Below are 19,468 nucleotides of genomic sequence, written 5' to 3' on the forward strand. Positions count from 1 at the left end.
CCGGCACTTCCTGCGGCTCCGGGTCCGGCCGGCCGCGGACACCCCTTCAGGAGGTCGGGAACCGCACCGGCCGGGCGGCCCGCTCGGAGGACTCCCCGGGGCTCCGGTCGCGGGGGGTGCGCGGGGCGGCCACCAGGGCGACCGCGGCCGCGCCGAACGAGATCAAGCCGCCCGCGTACAGCGCCCACCGGACCCCCCAGTGCTCCGAGAGCCAGCCGGTCAGGACGGCGCCGAGCGGTGTCGAACCCTGGAAGATCAGGGTGTACAGCGCCATGACGCGGCCCCGGTACTGCGGGTCCGATCCGAGCTGGACCCGGTGGTTCGAGGCCTGCGCGAAATACATCATCGCGAAGCCCGTCAGTGCCAGGAGCAGACAGGCCGAGGCCAGGGTCGGCGCCAGCCCGGTGACCGCCTCCAACGCCCCGAAGGCCAGCGCCGAACCCGTGACGACCAGCGCGGTGGGCCGCCCGCGCCGGGCCGTCGTCGCGAAGGCCGCCAGCAGCGAGCCCACCGCGAGCGAGCTGCTCAGCAGGCCGAAGGCGGTCGAGTCGGTGTGGAACTCCGTCTTCGCCAGCAGGGGCAGCGTCAGCTGGAAGTTGAAGCCGACCAGGCCGAGGACGCCCACCAGCGCCATGGGCAGGACCAGGTCAGGACGCCGCCGGATGTAACGCAGCCCGTCCACCACCCGGGCCCTGCGCGGCCGGGCGGCCGGCCGGTGCAGCTCAGCAGGCCGCATCATGGCCACGCTGACCACCGTCGCCAGGTAGCTGAGGGCATTGAGCAGGACCACCGGCCCGACGTCCAGCCGGGCGATGAGGAGGCCCGCGACCGCCGGGCCCGCCACCCGCGCCACGTTGAAGTACGCGGCGCTCATCGCCGAGGCGTTCGGCAGCAGCTCGCTTCCCACCATCTCGCTGACGAACGAGATCCGCGTCGGCGCCTCGACCGAGTTCACCGTGCCCAGCGCGAACGCGAACAGCCAGATGTGCCACAGCTGTACGGTGCCCAGCAGCACCCACAGGCCCAGCCCCAGGGCGAGGGCCCCGAGCGCCAGATTGGCCAGGATCAGGATGCGCCGCTTGTCGTAGCGGTCGGCCAGCCGCCCCCCGTACAGCGTCAGGAGCAGGACGGGGGTGAACTGCATCGCCGTCACCGTGCCCAGGGCCGTGCCCGAGTCGCCCGAGAGCTCCAGCACCAGCCAGTCCTGCGCGATGACCATCATCCACGTACAGGTCACGGACAGGAGCTGGCCGAAGACGAACAGCCGGAAATTGCGCACCGACAAGGACTGGAAGGTGCGTTTCAAGGTCTTCACGGTTCGGCGGTTCCCTCTCCCCGGCGCCACGGCGGGTCCGGCGGCACTTCGGGGGCCATGGTCGCTCCGCCCGCTCGATTCTCCGTGGTGGCAGCGCCGCGCCGGGGCCGTCCGGCCCAGAAGCTGATGCGTGCGGCGACCGGCAGGTGGCCGCTCCCGGAGGCCGGGGTCGGTCACCGGGGCCAGGACGCTGCCGCGGACGGGCGGCGGCCGGGGGTGGAGAACCGGTCGCTCTGGACGCGGCGACCGGCCCTGTGGACCAGCCCCTGCACCGGCGGGTCGCCGGAGCCGGACCCGCCCGCTCCGGCTCCACCGGACCGCCGACGAGCGGGTCGCCGGCAGTCCGGCCGGCCGGCCCGGACTGCGGAGCGACGCCTGGCAGCCGCTGTTCCTGGCTGCGGTGTCCGGGTACGGCACGCCGGCCCGTGCCCCCGGGGCGCGAGGCGCGGAAACCGTCCGACGGTGTTCGGCCGGGGCGAGGCCGACGCGACGACCGGGAGGATCGTGGCTTGGGGTGACGGGAGGGATTGGCCGGAAATCGCCCGCTGCGGGACCCCCGTGGTTGCGGAGCAGAGCGTTCCGGCCCCGGGTCCGCGGTGGCGGGGGAGGGTGGTCCCCGCACTCCCGCCGCCCGTCCCACCACGGAGGCCCGATGGACCGTACGCCCGACCACGGAGGCACGCCAGAACCCGGAGGTCCGACGGACCGGCCGCCCGCCCACGGGGGTACGGTGGACCGGCCGCCCGCCCACACAGGGGCGGCGGACCGAACGGCCGTCCCTCCCCTGGCGGCGTCACCCCGCGAGGAGTTCGCCGCCGAGCTGACCCGGCTGCGCGAGAAGGCCGACCTCACCGTCCGCGCCGTCGCCGCCCGCGTCGACACTCCGGGGGCGCACAGCACGCTCGGCGGCTGGTTCGCCGGCCAGAACCTCCCCTCGATCGGCTCCCTGCCGCTGTTCCGGCAGGTGCTCAGGGTCTGCGGGGTGACCGGGCCCGAGGAGATCGACCGGTGGCTGGAGACCCTGGCCGAACTGCGGCGCACCCGCGTGCCGCGCGCCGTCCGCGGCGCCGTGCCCTACCGGGGCCTGGCCGGCTTCGAAGAACGGCACGCCGCCTGGTTCTTCGGCCGGGACCACCTGCGGGACACCGTGGTGGAACAGCTCCTCGCCCCGGACGCCGCCGTGCCCCGGCTCCTCGTCGGCGCCTCCGGGTCCGGCAAGTCCTCCCTGCTGCGCGCCGCCGTGCTGCCCGTCCTGCGCACCGAGCACGGCTTCACCCCCTGCCTCCTCACGCCCGGCCGGAACCCGCTCACCGCCCTGGCCGAGGCCGTCGATGCGCTCACCGGCGGCGAGGAGGGCGCGGCCGGCGCCCCGGACCCGGACGCCCTGGCCGCCCGCGTACGCCGTTTCGCCGCAGGCCGCGCGGCCGGCCGCGTGGTGGTGGCCGTGGACCAGTTCGAGGAGGTCTTCACCGTCTGCCGGGACGCCGACGAGCGCGAGCGGTTCCTGCGCTGCCTGGCCGCCCTGCCCTCGGCCGACCTTCGCGTCGTCGGCTGCCTGCGGGCCGACTTCTACCCCGACGCCCTCGGCGAACCGGCCCTCGCCGCCGCCCTCCAGCACGGCCAGATCGTCGTCGGCGCGCTGTCCGAGGAGGAGATCCGCGCCGTGGTCACCGGACCCGCGACCAAGGCGGGACTCGCCGTGGACGAGGGCTTCGTCGACCTGCTCCTCGCCGACCTGCGGGACTCCGGAGCCGGAGCCCTGCCCCTCCTCTCGCACGCCCTGCTGACCACCTGGGAACGCGGCCGGGGCACGGCACTGACCATCGCCGACTACCGGGCCGGAGGCGGTATGTCCGCCGCCATCTCGGCGACCGCCGAAGAGGCGTACGCCGCCCTGACCGACCCGCAGCAGGACCTGGCCCGGGTGCTCTTCCTGCGGATGGTCGCGGTCGGGGACGGCGGCCCCGACACCCGGCGCCTCCTCCCGCTGCCCGAGGGCGCCGGCACCGCGGACCCGGCCGACCGGCACCGCGCCGGGCAGGTCTACGACGTACTGGAGCGCTTCGTCGACCGCCGCCTGGTGACCCTGGACGCGGACGGGGCGCAGATCACCCACGAGGCGCTGCTCACCGCCTGGCCGCGGCTGCACCGCTGGATCGACACCGACCGGGCCGGGCACCTGGTGTGGCAGGAGCTGACCCGGGACGCCGAACGCTGGCTGGCCCAGGACCGCGAACCCTCCCTGCTCTACCGCGGCGCCCGGCTCGCCGTGGCGGTGAGCTGGGCCGAACAGAGCGGCCGCGGACCGGAACTGACCGTACGGGAGGCCTCGTTTCTCAAGGAGAGCCGGGCCGCCGAGGAGCAGCGGGCGCTGCGCGAACGGCAGCGGACCCGGCGGCTGCGGCAGCTCCTCGTCCTGCTGTCGGTACTCGTCGCCCTCTCCTGCCTGCTCACGGGTGTCGCGGTCGTCCAGCGCCGGGACGCGGAGCGGCAGCAGGCGGTCGCCCTGTCACGGCTGGTCGCGGCCCGCGCCGAACGGCTGCGCGGCAGCGACCTGGCCCTGGCCGCGCAGCTCAGCCTGGTGGCGTACCGTACGGCGCCCACCGCCGAGGCCCGGTCCGCCCTGATGGATGCCTCCGCCCTGCCGTCCGTCACCCGGATCCTCGCCTTCCGCGGTGTGGTCCAGGCGGTGGCGCTCAGCCCGGACGGGCACACCCTCGCCGCGGGCGGACTGGACCGGCAGGTCGCGCTCTGGGACGTGCGCGACCCCCGCAACCCCAAGGAACTGGGCACGGCGCCGCAGGAGTTCGGGGACACCGTGTACGCCCTGGCCTTCAGCCCCGACGGGCGGCGGCTCGCCGCGGGGGCGGGGGACGGCAGCGTCCGGGTGTGGGACACCTCCGCAACGGGCGCGGCGCGCGCGCTCACCGGACCCCGATCGGCGGTGTACGGCGTGGCGTTCGCCCCCGACGGCCGTTCCCTGGCCGCGGCGGCGGCCGATGGCGGGGTCTACCTGTGGCCCGAGCCGACCACCGCCGCCCCGACGCCGGGCGGTGCGCCGGGTGCTCCGGCTCCAGGTGTGCCAGGTGCGGCCGGGGGAGCGGACACCGCCCCGGTGCGGCTCGCCGGATTCACCGGAGCCGTGCACGCGGTCGCCTTCCGGCCCGGCGGTACCACCCTGGCCGCCGGCGGCGCCGACGGGTCGGTCCGGCTCTGGGACACCTCCGCGCCGGGCGCCCCGGCCCCGTACGCGGCGGTGCTGTCCGGCGCGGCGGGACCCGTCTTCGGCCTGGCCTTCACGCCGGACGGGGCCCGGCTCGCGGCGGCCAGCCAGGACCGCTCGACCCGCGTGTGGGCCGTGCCCGACGCCCGCGGGAGCCCGGCCGATCCCGAGGTGCTCGGCGGCGCACCGGCCGTGCCCGACGGCCCCGCCAGCTACGTCAACGCGGTCGCCCACAGCCCGGACGGGCAGTGGACGGCGACCGGCAGCGCCGACAACCAGGTCCGCGTCTACGCCGCCGGCTCCCGGACCCCGGCCGCCGTCTTCCCGCACCCCGGCCCCGTCACGGCCCTCTCCTTCCTGCCCGGCGGCCAGGGCCTGGCCACCGGGGCGGCCGACGGGGCCGTCCGGCTGTGGCAGGTGCCGTCCCGCCCGCTGCGCGGCTTCCAGGGGACCGTGAACGCGATCGGCTTCAGCCCCGACGGGCGGCTGCTCGCCGTCGCGGCCAAGGACGTACAGCTCTGGGACGTGAGCGACCCGTGGGCGCCCCGGCCCGTGGGGCCGCCGCTCACCAACTCCACGGCCTTCTCCGGGACGGTCTCCTTCACCCCGGACGGCCGGACCCTGGCCGTGGGCGGCCGGGAAGGCAAGGTCTGGCTGTGGGACCTCACCCGCCGCGACCGGGCCGTACCGTACGGGGAGCCGCTGGCCGGCGGAACCGGAACCATTCAGTCCGCGGTGTTCGACCGGAGCGGCGGCGCCCTGGCCGTCGGCAGCGAAGGCCGCACGGTACGGCTGTGGGACACCCGCGAGCCGGCCCGCCCCCGGCTGTCGGCCGAGCTCACCGAACCGGCCAACTACGTCTACTCCGTGGCGTTCAGCCCCGACGGGCGGCGGCTGGCCGCCGGGACCGTCGACAAGCAGGTCTTCCTGTGGCGGCTGCCGGCGGCGGACGGAGCACCCGTCCTGGAGGCCACCCTGCGCGGCCCCGGCAGCTACGTGATGTCCGTGGCCTTCAGCCCGGACGGCCGCGCCCTGGCCGCGGGCACGGCCGACCGGGACGTATGGCGCTGGGACGTGGCCGGCGGGCAGCCGGTCGGCGCCGGACCACCGCTGACCGGGCCCAGCAGCTACGTCTACGCGCTCTCCTTCCACCCGGCGGGCAGCACGCTCGCCGCCGCCAGCACCGACAGCACCGTCTGGCTCTGGAACACCGCCGGCACCGCACCGCCCGCCCCGAAGGCTGTGCTGAGCGGGCTGCGCGGCAAGGCGTACGCGATCGCCCACAGCCCCGACGGCCGCACCCTCGCCGGCGGCGGGTCGGGGCCGGAGGTGCTGCTGTGGACCACCGACGAGGCCACGGCCCGCCGCCGGATCTGCGAGCGCGCGGGGACGGAGATCACCCGTCAGGAATGGGCCCACCTGGTGCCGGGACTGCCGTACGCGCCGCCCTGCCGGTGAGGGCGCACGCGGCACGCGCGGCTGTACGGAGTTGTACGGACCGCCGTCCGGGCACGTCCGACCTGCGGGTCGGGCCTTCCCGGCGGCGGCCCGGGGCTGGCTTCCTGATGGAGCGCCACCGGATCGGCCGGGGCGCCGCACCACCATCGCAGCCATCCCGAGGGAGAACGACCATGCGCAAGACGACCACCCTGCGGTCCCGCGCCGGACTCACCGCCGCCGCGGCCGCCGTGGCCCTGACGGGCCTGATCGCCGGCGCCGGCGGCGCCGAGGCGGCGGGCAGCTACATCTCCTCCAACAGCGGGGGCGCCAATGTGCGGACCTGCGCCAGCACCGGGTGCGGTTCGCTCGGCTACCTGGGCAACGGCTCGGGCGTCTCCATGCAGTGCTGGACCGACAGCCAGTGGGTCTACCCGCCCAGCTCGAACTACGCCTCCAACCGCTGGTTCCGGGTGTCCAGCGCCGTCGGCACCGGCTACGTCCACTCGTCCCTCGTGGGCAGCCAGACCAGCGTCGGCCACTGCTGAGCCGACCCCCTCGCACACCACTCCGCGCCGCCCTTCCACCAGGAGGGCGGCGCGGAGCCGTTCACCGGCCGGGCGGGTCCGCGCTCAGGCGCGGGCCCGCAGAGCCGCCGTGTGGGCCCGGACCTCCGCCGGGGTCAGATAGCTGCCGGTCTGCTCGAAGTCCCGCAGGGTGGGCGGCCGGGAAGCCTGGAACCCGGTCCGGACGAAGTCGTCCCCTGCCATGGCGTTGAGCAGCCAGTTGGTCATCACCCGGGTCTTCGCCACGTTGGTGCGCAGCGCCGACCAGTGGTAGCCGCGGGCCACCGCCTGGGCCGGCAGGCCGCGCAGCGGGATCCCGAGCGGCTTGGACACGGCGTCCGTACCGCCTAGGTCGACCACCAGGCCCAGGTCCTTGTGCACGTAGGGCCGCAGCGGCTGGTGGCGCAGCGTCGCGATCAGGTTGTCGGCGATGGCGCGGCCCTGGCGCAGGGCGTGCTGGGCCGTGGGCGGGCAGATCGCCCCGTCCCGGCCCTTGGCGAGGTCCGGCACGGCCGCGGCGTCCCCGAGGGCGAAGACCCCGTCCGCTCCGGGCACGGTCATCTCCGGGGTCACCACCAGCCGGCCGCGTTCGGTCTCCGCCTCCAGGGTGGCCACCAGCGGGCTCGCCGCGACACCGGCCGTCCAGATCAGGGTCCGGCAGGGCAGCACCCGCCCGTCGGTCAGCGTCAGCTCCTCGGGGCCCGCCTTCGCCACGCTCACCCCGAGCGACACCTGGATCCCGCGCCGGCGCAGGATCTCCTGGGTGGTCCGCCCGAGGGACTCGCCGAGCTCGGGCATCAGGGCGGGGGCCAGGTCCAGGAGGTGCCAGGTGATCTGCCGGGGGTCCAACCGCGGGTACCGCTTGACCGCGTGGTGGGTCAGCCGCTGGAGGCAGGCCGCCGTCTCGGTGCCCGCGTAGCCCCCGCCGACCACGACGAAGCAGAGCCGGGCGGCCCGTTCCGCCTCGTCGCTGCTGGCATCGGCGAGGTCGAGCTGGGCGATGACGTGGTCGCGCAGGTACGCCGCCTCGGCGAGGGTCTTCATGCCCCGGGCGTGCTCGGTGAGCCCGGGGATGTCGAAAGTGCGGGTGACGCTGCCGGGGGCCAGCACCAGGTGGTCGTAGGCCTGCTCGGTGACCTCGCCGGTGATCTTCCGGATGATGCAGATCTTCGCCGCGGTGTCCACGCCGATCGCGCCGCCGGGCACGATCCGGGTGCGGTGCCGGCGGCTGCGCCGCAGCGAGACGGCGATGGACTGCGGGGTCAGCACCCCGGACGCCACCTGGGGCAGCAGCGGCAGGTACAACTGGTAGGCGTTCGGGGTGACCAGGGCGATGTCCGCCTCGGCGGGGGACAGCTTGCGCTCCAGCCGCCGTACGCACTCGACTCCGGCGAAGCCGGCGCCCACCACGAGAATCCTCGGTCGTGCCACGGTGTCCGTCCTCTCTCGGGCCTGCGGTTCCCCGCCGCACCTGCCCCGTCCGGGGCCGTTACGCACCTGCGGCTCGCCAGGAACCCGGATCCGGCCCGGTGTCCCGGCCCGGCCCGACGGCGGGGCCACCGCCCCGAGCTTGACGGCGAACCGCCCCGCCGCCGGGCCGCGACCCGCGCAGAGCACCCCGATTGCACCCGGCCTCAGTAGCCTCGGTGGTGTGCCCCAGCCCCGAGGAGGACCCTGATGTGCGGCCGATACGTCTCCACGCGCAGCCCCGAGGACCTGTCCCGGCTCTTCGAAGCCGCCCGGCGCAGCTCCGGGGAAGACGTGGAACCCAGCTGGAACGTCGCCCCGACCGATGCGGTGTGGGCGGTGCTGGAACGCCTGGACCGGACCTCGGGCGAGCTGGAGCGGCAGCTGCGCGCCCTGCGCTGGGGGCTGGTGCCGTCCTGGTCGAAGAGCCCGGGCAGCGGCGCGAAGATGATCAACGCCCGGGTGGAGACCGTCCACGAGAAGCCCGCCTACCGCAAGGCCTTCGCCGCCCGCCGCTGCCTGCTTCCCGCGGACGGCTTCTACGAGTGGCAGCCGGTGGCGGCCACCGCCGCCGCGAAGGCCTACAAGCAGCCCTACTTCATCCGCCCCGAGGACGGCTCGGTGATGGCGATGGCGGGGCTGTACGAGTTCTGGCGCGATCCCGCCGTCACCGCCGACGACGACCCGGCGGCCTGGCTGGCCACCTGCACGGTGATCACCACCGAGGCCACCGACGCCGCCGGCCGCATCCACCCCCGGATGCCGCTGACCGTCGCCGCCGAGGACCACGCCGCCTGGCTCGACCCCGGCCACCGCGACCCGGACGCGCTGCGCGCCATGCTGGCCTCACCCGGCGCGGGCCGGCTGGACGTCCGCGCGGTCACCACGGCCGTCAACAGCGTCCGCAACAACGGCCCGCACCTACTGGACGACGCCCCCGGCGCCCCTGCGGCATGACGCGGGCGCGGTCTCGATTTCCGCCCCTTCGTAACGATCCGCCGCGCGGCCGGGCCGAAGGGCGCAAGGTGTCCTAGGCTCCCGGCCATGCCGATCTTCGGAAACCGCCGTCGTAAACCGCGCCTCGCGCCCGAGCTCGACGACCTCCAGCTCGGCAAGGTCATCAAGGCTCTGGAGGGCCCGCCCTCCCCGGGCCTGGCGGACCTTCACATCGCGCAGGTGGAACGGCTGCTGGCGGACACCGGCAGCGACTGGGACCGGCGTTCGCACCGGATCACCGTCCTGGCCCGGTACTCGGCCGACTCCCATGTCGTACGGAGCTGGGCCGCCCGACAGCCCCGCAACGCCGACGCGCTGATCCTGCGGGCCGAGGCCGACCTCGTCCACGGCGGCCGCCAAGGAGACCTGGCCGACGCCCGGCAGACCCTGGACAGCTGCTACCGCGCCGCGGAACTGCAACCCGCCGACCCCGCGCCCTGGGTGGCCCTGCTCGGCGCCCTGCGGCTGCTGCGGGCGCCGTCCGAGGAGGTGTTCCCCGTCTGGCGCGAAGCCGTGGCCCGCGACGTGTGGAACCGCGAGGCGCACCTGCGGATGCTCGGCTACCTGTCGCCCGAGGAGTGCGGATCCCACATGCAGGTGCTGGAGTTCGTCGACGCGGTGCGCCCCCGGATGCCGGCCGATGCGCCCACCGTCGGGATAGAACTGACGGCGACGCTCCGCAGACACCGGCACGTCGCCGCCGACGAGGACGCACTCACCGCGGTCATGGCCCGCCGGCACTGGGCGGGCGCGCAGGCCGCCACCGTGCTGGACCGCGCCCACCACCACTGGACCCGCCCCGGTTTCCTCCACCACGCCGCGGCCCGCGCCGACCTGAACATGCTGGCGTACGCCCTGGTGCAGGCCAACCGGATCCGGCACGCGGCCGAGGTCTTCCCGCTGCTCGACGGCGTGGTGACGGCCTGGCCCTGGCAGCTGGACGGGGACCCGCTCCAGCAGTACGAGCACTGGCGGCAGCGGGCGTCGCGCTGAGGCGCCCCCCGGCGGTCCCCGGCCCGCAGCCCGCGCGCCGGGCTCGGACGGCGTGCCCCCGTCGGCGAAGCGGTGTTGCCGCCGGCCCCCGGCCCCCGGCCCCCGGCTGCTCCGCGCGGCGCCGGTGATCCCTCCCGTTGACACGCGGCCGCCGACTCGCGTGTAATGGCCGCGGTGCCGCGTGGGTCCGGCCACAGAGAAGTGGGCCGGCCGGAGTCCGGGCGGATCACCCTCACCCCAGGGACCTGCCATGTGCACGCACCGCCTTCCCTGCATCTGACGCAGCCCGGCCGTACGCCCCCTGCCCCGCGTCCGCGCACCATCCGTGCGCCCCGGACCGCCCGCAGCCCGTACCGCCCGCTCCGTCCGCTCCCCTTCCTCCCTGCCGCTCCCGCGGCGCCGCTGCGCAGCCGCACGCCTTCCGGAGACACCCCGTATGCCCACCCCGTTCAACCAGTCCGTCATCGCCGAGTTCCGTGCCCGCCGCGGAAAGGTCGGCGGCCCCTTCGAGGGCGAGGACCTCCTGCTGCTCACCACCACCGGAGCCCGGTCGGGAGCCGAGCGGACCACACCGCTCGGCTACGTCCGGTACGGCGACTCCCTGCTGGTCGTCGCGTCCAACCTGGGGGCCGACCGCCACCCCGCCTGGTACCGCAACCTGCTGGCCCACCCCGTCGTCCGGGTGGAGGTCGGCGCCGATTCCCGCGAGGCGCTCGCCGTCCCCGCCGAAGGGGACCGCGAGGAGCTGTTCGCACACGTCGTCCGGGCCGCACCCGGCTACGCCGCCTACCAGGCCGCCACCACCCGCGTCCTGCCGGTGGTGGTGCTCGCGCCCGCCGATCCCAAGGGCTGGGAGCCGCCGGCCGAGACCGGCACCCTCGCCGCCAAGCTCCTGGAGGTGCACACCTGGCTGCGGGCCCAACTACAGCAGGTGGGACGGGAGGTGGACGCCCACTTCGCGGCCCGGGACGCCCACGAAGGCCCCGGTGCACCGCCGGCGCCGGGGCTGGGGCTGCAGATCCGCCAGCGCTGTCTGGCGTTCTGCCAGGCCCTGGAGTTCCACCACACCAGCGAGGACGGGCACCTGTTCCCCGGCATCGCGCACCACCACCCCCACCTGTCCGCCACCTTCGACCGGCTGGCCGCGGAACACCGCACCGTCGCACGGCTCCAGGCGGAGCTGGTGGCCCTGCTGGCCGATCTCGGCGGCCCCGAACCGACGCGGGTGCGGGCCGAGTTGCAGCGGATGACGACCGAGCTGACCGCGCACCTCGACTACGAGGAGGAAGCCCTGCTGCCGCTCCTCGCCGAGGTCCCCTGGCCCCCGGCCCGGGGCTGACCGCCCGGCCCGGGGCGGGCCGCTCCAGCCGGTACCGCCCCGGGGTCGTGCCGAACTCCGGCTGAAGGCGTGCGAGAAGGCGTACAGGCCGGCGTACCCGACCCGGCGGGCGATCGAAGCCGGCTTCGCGACGCCGTAGTGACTGCGGGCAGCGCACCGGGGAGAGGCTCCCGGGCGGTGCGCCCGGCCCGTGGAGCCGGGCGGGCCGCTACTCGAAGCGGGAGGTGTCGCCCGCGCCGTGGCGCACGATCTCCACGTCACCGCCGGAGAAGTCGATGACGGTGGTGGGGCGCACCCCGCAGTCGCCCGAGTCGAGGACGGCGTCCACGACGTGGTCGAGCCGTTCCTTGATCTCCCAGCCCTGCGTCAGCGGCTCCTCCTCGTCGGGCAGCAGCAGCGTGCTGGACAGCAGCGGCTCGCCCAGCTCGGCGAGCAGGGCCTGGGTGACCACGTGGTCGGGGATGCGCACTCCGACGGTCTTCTTCTTCGGGTGCAGCAACTGGCGCGGGACTTCCCTCGTCGCAGGCAGGATGAAGGTGTAACTGCCCGGAGTCGCGGCCTTGATCGCGCGGAACACGTCGTTGTCGAGCTGCACGAACTGGCCGAGCTGCGCGAAGTTCTGGCAGATGAGCGTGAAGTGGTGGCGGTCGTCGAGCTCCCGGATCGACCGGATCCGGCTGAGCCCCTCCCGGTTGCCCAGCTGGCATCCCAGGGCGAAGCAGGAGTCCGTCGGATACGCGACGAGGGCGCCGGAGCGGATGAGGTCAGCCACGTTGCTGATGGTCCGCCGCTGGGGATTGTCGGGGTTCACGTCGAAGTACTTGGCCATCCGCCGACTCTACGGGATCGCAGGCCCGCCCTCCGGCGTTCCTCCGGCGGCGGCCCTGCGGTGGACGCGGGCCAGCACCAGGACGGTGTCGTCGGCGGGCCCACCCGGCAGCAGGTTCGCCAGGACGCGGTCCACGAGTTCCTCCAGCGGACCGGCGGGAGCCGCACGCAGCTCGGCGCGCAGCGCGTCCAGGCCCGCGTCGATGTCCCGGCCGCGCGCCTCGATCAGGCCGTCGGTGTACAGGACCAGGACCGCGTCCTCGGCCAGCTCGACCTCCGTGGTCGCGTACGGTACGCCGCCCACCCCCAGCGGGACGCCGAGCACGTCGCCGACGGTGTCCACGGAGCCGCCCGGCTGGAGCAGCAGCGGCGGGAGGTGCCCGGCGCTGGCGATGCGGGCCCGCCCGTCCCGGGGGTCGTACACGATGTACAGGCAGGTCGCGAGTTCGATGCCGGACTCCCGGGCGCACAGGTCCAGCTCGGTGAGCAGGTCGGCCGGGTCCTCGTGGTGCCGGGCGAGGGCCTTGGCGGTGATGCGCAGCCTGCCCATCGCCGCTGCGGCGGGCACCCCGTGGCCCATCACATCGCCGACGACGAGCCCGATCCGGCCCGCGGGCAGGCCGATCACGTCGTACCAGTCGCCGCCCACCAGGGTGAGGCGGCTGCCCGGCAGGTACCGGTGCGCCGCCTCCACGTACGGGCTGGTCGCCGGGGCACTGGGCAGCAAGGCCCGCTGCAGGGTGCGCGCGATGTCCTGGACGCTGCTGTAGAGCCGCGCGTTGTCCAGGCAGATCGCCGCGCGGGAGGCCAGTTCGCCGGCCAGCGCCAGGTCGTCGCGGGTGAAGACCGGCCGCTCGGTCGACCGGCCGAACATGGCGATCCCCTGGACGGTGCCCCGGGCGATGAGCGGGGCGACGAGCACGCAGCCGAGACCGCTCTCGGCCAGCAGCCGGGCCCGCGACTCCAGGGGCACGGTCCGGCTCACGAACTCCGCGTCGACCACGGACGAGACGGGCCGGTTGGTGCGCAGCATGTCGTGGATGGCGGAGCCGGGCGGGTACCGGACGGTCTCCACCCCGCCCACCAGCTCGTCGGCCGGCGGCGGCAGGACCGTTCCGGAGGCGATCCGGCGGGTGAACAGCGGCCGTTGCGGGTCGAAGAGCTCCGCGGGGTCCATCCACTCCACGATCTCGACGACGGCGCCGTCGCAGAACTCCGGCATCGCCACGTCGACCAGCTCCTGGGCCGTGACGTTCACCTCCAGCGTGGTGCCGATCCGGGTGGAGGCTCGGTCCAGCAGGGCCAGCCGCCTGCGGCCGGCGGTGGCCTCCAGGATGGCCCGCTCCCGGTCCGTCACGTCCACCATCAGCCCGCCCACCCCGGTGTGGGAGCCGGCCGTCCCGCTCAGCGGGAACAAGCTCACCGACCTCACCTGGTCGCGGTCCGGGCGGCTGCGCGGACGCATCCCCACCAGCGTCCCCACGACGGGCACCCCGTCCCGGGCGACCGTGTGCAGGATCCGCGCGTACGCGCCGTCGTCGGGCAGGATCAGGACGTCCTCCGCGCGCCGCCCCAGGTGGGCGTCGATGGGGAGGGCGTCCATATCGGCCATGGCCTGGTTGAGGTGCACGTAGCGCAGGTCGGGGTCGAACATCACCAGGCCGATGGGACAGGTCTCGAAGAGCGCGTCGAGGAACGCCAGGTTCGTCTTGACCCGGTCCAGTTCCTCGCTGCGGCTGGCCAGCACCATCACCACCGGGTGCCCCTCGGCCCCGGCCACCGGGAAGGCCCGGAACCCGCCGTCGAAGACCGTCCCGTCCCGGTGCCGCGCAGCCATCCGGCCCCGCCAGTAGCCCTGGCTGCGGGCGCGCTCCACCAGCCCGGCGCACGCCTCGGCGCCGTCCCCGCCGGTGGGCGGGCCCGCGAAGAGCAGGCCGCCCGGCCGGGACAGGGCGCCGGGGGAGTCGTAGCCGAAGAGTTCCTGGGCGCCGGGGCCCCAGGAGCAGACGCGGTGGGCGCCGTCGAGTCCGAAGACGGCCACCGGCACGTGTTCGAGCAGGGTTCCCGGCTCGGACCACAGCGGGCCGCCGACGGGCTCGTCCCCCGGCCGGACCGATGGCACGAGACGTCCCCTTCCACCCGCCGTTGTCTCCCCCCATTATCCGGACCGCGCCGCCGCGCGCCTTCCGGGCCGGCGCGCGCCGGGCGGGGCCGTACGGTGCCCCGCGGCCGGGGGTGTCAGCCCGTCGGGGTGTGGGCGGGGACCGGAGCGGACTGCGGGTAGCGCTGACCGAGGACGGCGTCGAACAGGGTGGTCACCTCGTGGGCGGTCAGCCCCTGTGCGCACGCCTCCTGCATCCAGGCGTCGAGCCCGGCCCGCAGCGGGGACTCGGGAGCCGTCTGCGGGGTGGCCAGCGACCGGGTGATGAAGGACCCCGCGCCCTGGCGCACCTCCACCAGCCCGGCCCGCTCCAGCTCGCGGTAGGCCTTGAGCGTGGTGTTCGGATTGACCTTGGTGGTGGCGGCGACCTGCGCCGCCGTGGGCAGCTTGTCCCCCTCCACGAGCGCCCCCATGCGGAGCGCCTGCTCCACCTGGTGGACGATCTGCAGGTAGGCGGGGAGGCCGCTGCGCCGTTCGATGCGAAACACGACCACGGTCCCGCCTCCTTGATCGTCGTGGTGTCGTTCAGCCTAGAGGCTCGCCTCCGCACGGCCCGCGGTACTCAGAGGGGACCGCGGCGCATCCGCAGGACGAGGAAGGCGACGAGCGCGGCGGCGAGGGCCAGGAACCCGCCGGCGGCCGTCCACTGCATCCCCGCCAGTTGCTCGTGGGCGAAGTAGTCGCGGACCGTGTCGACGATGCCGAGGGAGGCCCGGCAGGCCTCGGGGGAGGCGTCGTGTGCGCAGGTGCTCCACCCGTAGAGCTTCCCGGACGCGGTGCCGGACCACTGGTCCACTTCGACCGCCCGGTCCAGCGTGTCGGGCAGGGGCGCGTCGAGCGGGACGGCCAGGCGTCGGGGGGCGGCGAGCCGGTCCCGGTAGAGGCCTGCGCCGAACAGCAGCACGGCCGAGGACAGGAAGGTGACGGTCATGGCGGCCACGGCGCGCCGGGTCAGGGCCCCGATCGTGATCCCGAGCGCGGTGGTGCACAGGGCCGTCGCCACGAGTACGGGCCCGGTGGTGTCGAACTCGGCGCCGCTCAACCAGTCGCCGGGTGCGAACGGGCGGAGCGAGCGCAGCCACCAGGCGTAGAGCAGGCTCAGCGTGCCCGTGGTGACCGCCACCACGGTGAGGGCGAAGCCCAGCTTCCACCGCAGCCATCGGCGCCGGGGCACCGACTGGGTCGTGACCAGGTGGGCGGTCCCGTTCTCCTGGTCGGAGGCGAGGAGCGGGGCGCCGAAGAACACCCCGAGGAGCAGCGGCAGGAAGCCCAGCAGGCTGCCCGCGGACCCCAGGTCGTTGCTGATCCGGTTCTGCAGACCGGGGTCGACCGACGCGGCGGGCGTACCGGGCCAGCCGGCGGCGTGCAGGGCGTCCAGCATGGCGCCGCGCTGGTAGACGATCCAGGCCGCTCCGAGGACGGTTGCGGCGGCGCAGGCCAGCAGGGCGGCGCGATGCCGGCGGGTCAGCAGCCAGGCCATTCCGCGGATCCGGCGGCGTCCGGCGGGCGCGGCGCCCCGGCGGGCGGAGTTCCGGGTCAGGGTGCTCACGCCGCGGCCTCCTCTCGGTGGCCGGGAACGGCGGTCGGGGAGAGCAGCGCGGGGGCCTCGGGCGAGCGGAGGTAGGCCAGCAGCACCTCCTCCGTGCTCGGTGCGGCGGGCTGCCAGGACTCGTCCAGCGGCCCCTGGCGCCGGACCAGGGCGGTGAACTGCCGCCCTGAAGTGCGGACTTCGATCACGGTGTGGGCGTACAGGGAAGGCGGCGGGGTGCCGTCCGCGGTGACTCCGGTGACCAGGGTGTGCAAGGACACCAGTTCCTCGGCGTCGCCGGCGACGCGCACCCGGCCGTCGGCGAGCACGAGCAGGTAGTCGCACAGGTGCTCCACCTCGCTCAGCAGGTGGGAGGACATCAGTACGGTGGTCCCGTGCTCCGCGGCCTCCGACAGGAGCAGGGCGCTCATCTCGTCCCGGGCGAGGGGGTCGAGGTCGGCCATCGGCTCGTCCAGCAGGAGGAGTTCGGGCCGCTTCCCGAAGGCGAGGGCGAAGGCCACGCGGGTCCGCTGGCCGGCGGAGAGGTCCGCGGTGCGCGCCCCCATGGGCAGCCCGCCCGCCCGGACGATCCGCTCGGCCGCGGCCTGGTCCCAGCCCGGGTTGAGCTCCTGTCCCATCCGCAGCGTCTGCGCGACGGTGAACCGCTTGAACAGCGGGGTGCCCTGCGCCAGGTAGGCCCAGCGGGGCATGGCGTCGTCCGAGGAGACGGGGGAGCCGAAGATGTCGAGCTCGCCGGCGGTCGGGTCGAGCAGGTGGGCGGTCAGGCCGAGGAGGGTGCTCTTGCCCGCCCCGTTGGGTCCCACCAGGGCGGCGATGCGGCCCGCCGGAATCCGGAAGGAGCAGTCCTTCAGCGCCCACCCGCGGCGGTACCTCTTGCCGAGTCCCCGTGCTTCCAGGGCCCACCGGGCCCCGGCCGCGGCAGAACGGGTCGTGTCGCGCACGGCGTCCCCCCTTTCCGTGATTCCACTAGATGACTAGTGGAATCATGGTCGGGGTGCCGGACGGTGTCAAACGGCGGCCGGCGGCCGGCGGGCGGCGACCGGCGACTGGCGGCCGGATGAGTCGGACTATCGGACTGTTATCGTCCTGGGCATGCCCGAGCTGATCGCCCCCACCCCGCGCCTCCACGCCTCCTGGCTCGCCGCGCAGCGGGAGGGCGGACCCGACGCGCACCTGGACGGCGGCGGCCTCGGCGCCGACGACGACGTGGACACGGCGGAGGGCTTCGCGGCCTGGGTGGAGAGGCTGCGCGGCTACGGGGACCGGACGGCGCCGGTCGAGCAGGGGCGGGTCCACGCCACGTACTGGTGGATCGCCGAGGACGACACCTACCTGGGCGCCATCGACCTGCGGCACTACCTCAACGGGTTCCTGCTCGATGCCGGAGGCCACGTCGGCTACAGCGTCCGCCCCTCGGCCCGCCGCCGGGGGCTGGCCACCTGGGCCCTGGGGGAGGTGCTCCACGAGGCGCGCCTGCTGGGCATGGACCGGGTGCTGCTGACCTGCGACCCGGACAACACCGCCTCGGTCCGTACGATCGAAGGCAACGGCGGTGTGCTCGAAGACGTCCGCGACACCCTGATCGGCCGCAAGCGCCGCTACTGGATCGACCTCTAGGACCACGCCTCCGGGTCGCGCCGGGCCACGCGGGCCGGGCGCGGTGCGCACGGCACAGTGCTGCACCCCCGCCTACCGCGGCGCAGTGCCGTCCGCCGGGAATGCGGGGCCGTGCCCGGGCACGATGCGGTCCGCGGCGGCCAGCACCCGCAGCCGGGAGGCGTGCAGGGCCCCGGCATCGGGGGCCACCGGGTCCTCCGCCGGCCCGTCGGGCCGCCACCACAGGTCGCCGACGAAGGCGACGACCTCCGTCTCCGTGCCCGCCAACAGGGTGATGTCCTCCCGGCTGTGGCCCGGGGTGCGGATCAAGCGCAGGGACGGGGTCAGCTCGTACCCCTCCGCATCCCGGTCGGTCCACTGGTCGTCCTGGTAAACGGCATGGTGGTCGTGGACCCGGGCCCGGCCGAAGAGACCGACGTTCATGGTGTTGTCCGGATGGTGGTGGCTGAGCACCACATCGGTGATGTCGTCCGCGCCGAGCCCCAGCGCGGCGAGCGGGCCGAGGATCCGGTCGCGCCCGGCGACCATGCCGGGGTCGACGATCACGTGCCGGTCCCCGTCGGTGACGTAGGAGACGGTGGCGGCCACACCGGGCCCGGTGGAGAGGGTATAGCCGGTGGTCAGGACCGTGTACGCGGCGCTGCGTCCTCGGGGCGCGTCCTGGGCGGCGCAGGGCGCGGCAGCCGGGCCGGCGCCGGCCGCGGCGTCCCTCGGAGCCCCGATGTCCGCGGCGGCCGTCGTCTCCGCGCTGTCCGTCGTCTCCGCGCTGTGCGTCGTCTCCGCGCTGTCCGTCGTGGTGCGGGTCGCGCCGCCGGTCATCGTGTCCGTCGTGGTGTTCGTCATGTCCCCAGTCTTCGTGGAACGCCGACGGCGGACGAGTGGCCCGTCTGCCACCGATCGCAGGATTCGTGCCACACTCCCCGCATGCCGCCCTTCGTGAACGTCGCCGCCTACGCCCCGGCCGGCGTCGGCATGCTCGGAGCAGCGATCGCCTCCGAGGTCTTCGACGTCCGCGGACCCGACCTGCCCCGCTTCGAGTTCGCCCTGTGCACCGACCGGCCCGGACCGGTCCGCAGCGACGTCGGGCTGCCGCTGCTGGTCGAGCACGGCCTCGACCGGATGGCCGCCGCGGACCTGGTGCTCGCCCTGCCCTGGACCGGCTTCCGCACGCCGCCCGGCCCGGCCGTACTCGACGCGCTGAACGCCGCCCACGCGCGCGGCGCGCTGGTCGCCGGACAGTGCGTGGGCAGCTTCGCTCTCGCCGCCGCCGGGCTGCTCGACGGACGACGGGCCACCACCCACTGGCGGTTCGCGGACCTGCTGGCGGCGCGCCACCCCGAGGTGAGCGTCCGGCCCGACGCCCTGTACGTCGACGAGGGCCGGATCACCACCGGGGCGGGCGCCGCCGCGGGCTTCGACCTGTGCCTGCACCTCCTGCGCCGGGAGTACGGAGCGGCCACGGCCAACGCCATCGCCCGGGACCTGGTCCTGCCCGCCCACCGCGACGGGGGACAGGCCCAGTACCTGGCCACCCCGGCCCCCGAGGACTGCCAGGACGAACGCCTCACCGAGGTGCTGCTCTGGGCCCGCGAACACCTCCACGAGCCGCTCCCCGTCGCGGAACTGGCCCGGCGCGCCCTGATGAGCAGGCGCTCCTTCGCCCGCCGCTTCACCGCGGCGACCGGCACCACCCCGCACGCCTGGCTGCTCGGGCTGCGTCTGAGCCGGGCCGAGGAGCTCCTGGAGACCACCGACCTGCCGGTCGAGGAGGTCGCCCGTCAGGTCGGCTACGGCAGCGCGGCGGTCCTGCGGGCCCAGTTCGTACGCCGCCGCGGCGTACCGCCCCGCTCCTACCGCCGGGCCTTCACTCGCACCCCGTAGACGGCGGCAGGCAGCCGGGGCACGGCACCCCGCCGGATCCGGGGTCGACATCCGCCCCATTGCTTTGTGAACGCATCACGAATGGTCACTCGACGC

15 protein-coding genes are annotated in these 19,468 nt (G+C 75.0%); 7 read left to right on the top strand and 8 right to left on the bottom strand.

Going from position 1 to position 19,468, the window contains the following annotated elements; translation table 11 throughout:
- Nucleotides 1-46 precede the first annotated feature (46 nt).
- Nucleotides 47-1,315, bottom strand: a complete 1,269-nt coding sequence (locus ACLJTM_RS14940) for an MFS transporter (RefSeq protein WP_411104032.1) — start codon at nucleotides 1,313-1,315, stop codon at nucleotides 47-49.
- A 652-nt stretch (nucleotides 1,316-1,967) separates the two neighbouring features.
- On the opposite strand from ACLJTM_RS14940, the gene ACLJTM_RS14945 reads away from it, so the two are divergent.
- Both ACLJTM_RS14945 and ACLJTM_RS14950 read left to right on the top strand, forming a co-directional pair.
- A complete protein-coding gene (locus ACLJTM_RS14945) occupies nucleotides 1,968-5,996 on the top strand; it encodes a helix-turn-helix domain-containing protein (protein ID WP_411104033.1) in 4,029 nt (1,342 codons plus the stop codon).
- Between the two features lie 173 nt (nucleotides 5,997-6,169).
- The gene (locus tag ACLJTM_RS14950) at nucleotides 6,170-6,523 is read left to right on the top strand and encodes a hypothetical protein (protein WP_411104034.1); all 354 of its coding nucleotides are present in this window, start codon (nucleotides 6,170-6,172) and stop codon (nucleotides 6,521-6,523) included.
- Nucleotides 6,524-6,607: 84 nt separating this feature from the next.
- On the opposite strand, the gene ACLJTM_RS14955 is transcribed toward ACLJTM_RS14950, so the two are convergent.
- Nucleotides 6,608-7,972: an NAD(P)/FAD-dependent oxidoreductase gene (locus tag ACLJTM_RS14955; RefSeq protein ID WP_411104035.1), complete on the bottom strand. Its 1,365-nt coding sequence runs from the start codon at nucleotides 7,970-7,972 to the stop codon at nucleotides 6,608-6,610.
- Nucleotides 7,973-8,218: 246 nt separating this feature from the next.
- Here ACLJTM_RS14955 and ACLJTM_RS14960 point away from each other — a divergent pair, with 246 nt between their 5' ends.
- The 3 genes from ACLJTM_RS14960 (at nucleotide 8,219) to ACLJTM_RS14970 (ending at nucleotide 11,336) form a co-directional block, all read left to right on the top strand.
- Nucleotides 8,219-8,965 carry an SOS response-associated peptidase gene (locus ACLJTM_RS14960; RefSeq protein ID WP_411104036.1) on the top strand — a complete coding sequence of 249 codons (747 nt, stop codon included), beginning with the start codon at nucleotides 8,219-8,221 and terminating at the stop codon, nucleotides 8,963-8,965.
- Between the two features lie 87 nt (nucleotides 8,966-9,052).
- On the top strand, nucleotides 9,053-9,997 hold the full coding sequence (locus ACLJTM_RS14965) for a hypothetical protein (RefSeq protein WP_411104037.1): 945 nt from the start codon (nucleotides 9,053-9,055) through the stop codon (nucleotides 9,995-9,997).
- A 436-nt stretch (nucleotides 9,998-10,433) separates the two neighbouring features.
- Entirely contained in the window at nucleotides 10,434-11,336 is a 903-nt protein-coding gene (locus ACLJTM_RS14970; protein ID WP_411104038.1) for a nitroreductase/quinone reductase family protein, read from the top strand.
- Between the two features lie 208 nt (nucleotides 11,337-11,544).
- On the opposite strand, the gene ACLJTM_RS14975 is transcribed toward ACLJTM_RS14970, so the two are convergent.
- From ACLJTM_RS14975 to ACLJTM_RS14995, 5 genes are all read right to left on the bottom strand, one after another.
- Nucleotides 11,545-12,165, bottom strand: a complete 621-nt coding sequence (locus ACLJTM_RS14975; RefSeq protein WP_411104039.1) for an L-threonylcarbamoyladenylate synthase — start codon at nucleotides 12,163-12,165, stop codon at nucleotides 11,545-11,547.
- A 9-nt stretch (nucleotides 12,166-12,174) separates the two neighbouring features.
- Nucleotides 12,175-14,286: a SpoIIE family protein phosphatase gene (locus ACLJTM_RS14980; protein ID WP_411104040.1), complete on the bottom strand. Its 2,112-nt coding sequence runs from the start codon at nucleotides 14,284-14,286 to the stop codon at nucleotides 12,175-12,177.
- Nucleotides 14,287-14,402: 116 nt separating this feature from the next.
- Nucleotides 14,403-14,819, bottom strand: a complete 417-nt coding sequence (locus ACLJTM_RS14985; RefSeq protein WP_411104041.1) for a GntR family transcriptional regulator — start codon at nucleotides 14,817-14,819, stop codon at nucleotides 14,403-14,405.
- Nucleotides 14,820-14,887: 68 nt separating this feature from the next.
- Nucleotides 14,888-15,874 carry an ABC transporter permease gene (locus tag ACLJTM_RS14990; protein WP_411104042.1) on the bottom strand — a complete coding sequence of 329 codons (987 nt, stop codon included), beginning with the start codon at nucleotides 15,872-15,874 and terminating at the stop codon, nucleotides 14,888-14,890.
- Entirely contained in the window at nucleotides 15,871-16,815 is a 945-nt protein-coding gene (locus tag ACLJTM_RS14995) for an ABC transporter ATP-binding protein (RefSeq protein WP_411104043.1), read from the bottom strand. The genes ACLJTM_RS14990 and ACLJTM_RS14995 overlap by 4 nt, the downstream gene beginning before the upstream one ends.
- Nucleotides 16,816-16,966: 151 nt before the next feature.
- On the opposite strand from ACLJTM_RS14995, the gene ACLJTM_RS15000 reads away from it, so the two are divergent.
- The gene (locus ACLJTM_RS15000) at nucleotides 16,967-17,491 is read left to right on the top strand and encodes a GNAT family N-acetyltransferase (protein ID WP_411104044.1); all 525 of its coding nucleotides are present in this window, start codon (nucleotides 16,967-16,969) and stop codon (nucleotides 17,489-17,491) included.
- A 72-nt stretch (nucleotides 17,492-17,563) separates the two neighbouring features.
- Here ACLJTM_RS15000 and ACLJTM_RS15005 read toward each other — a convergent pair whose 3' ends face one another.
- Complete coding sequence (locus ACLJTM_RS15005; RefSeq protein ID WP_411104320.1) at nucleotides 17,564-18,115, bottom strand: MBL fold metallo-hydrolase; 552 nt, start codon at nucleotides 18,113-18,115, stop codon at nucleotides 17,564-17,566.
- A 300-nt stretch (nucleotides 18,116-18,415) separates the two neighbouring features.
- Here ACLJTM_RS15005 and ACLJTM_RS15010 point away from each other — a divergent pair, with 300 nt between their 5' ends.
- Nucleotides 18,416-19,372 (top strand): GlxA family transcriptional regulator, encoded by a 957-nt coding sequence (locus tag ACLJTM_RS15010; RefSeq protein ID WP_411104045.1) that lies wholly within the window; start codon nucleotides 18,416-18,418, stop codon nucleotides 19,370-19,372.
- Nucleotides 19,373-19,468 lie beyond the last annotated feature (96 nt).

The sequence above is a fragment of the Streptomyces sp. cmx-4-9 genome (genome assembly GCF_046548835.1).
Taxonomy (GTDB): Bacteria; Actinomycetota; Actinomycetes; order Streptomycetales; family Streptomycetaceae; genus Streptomyces.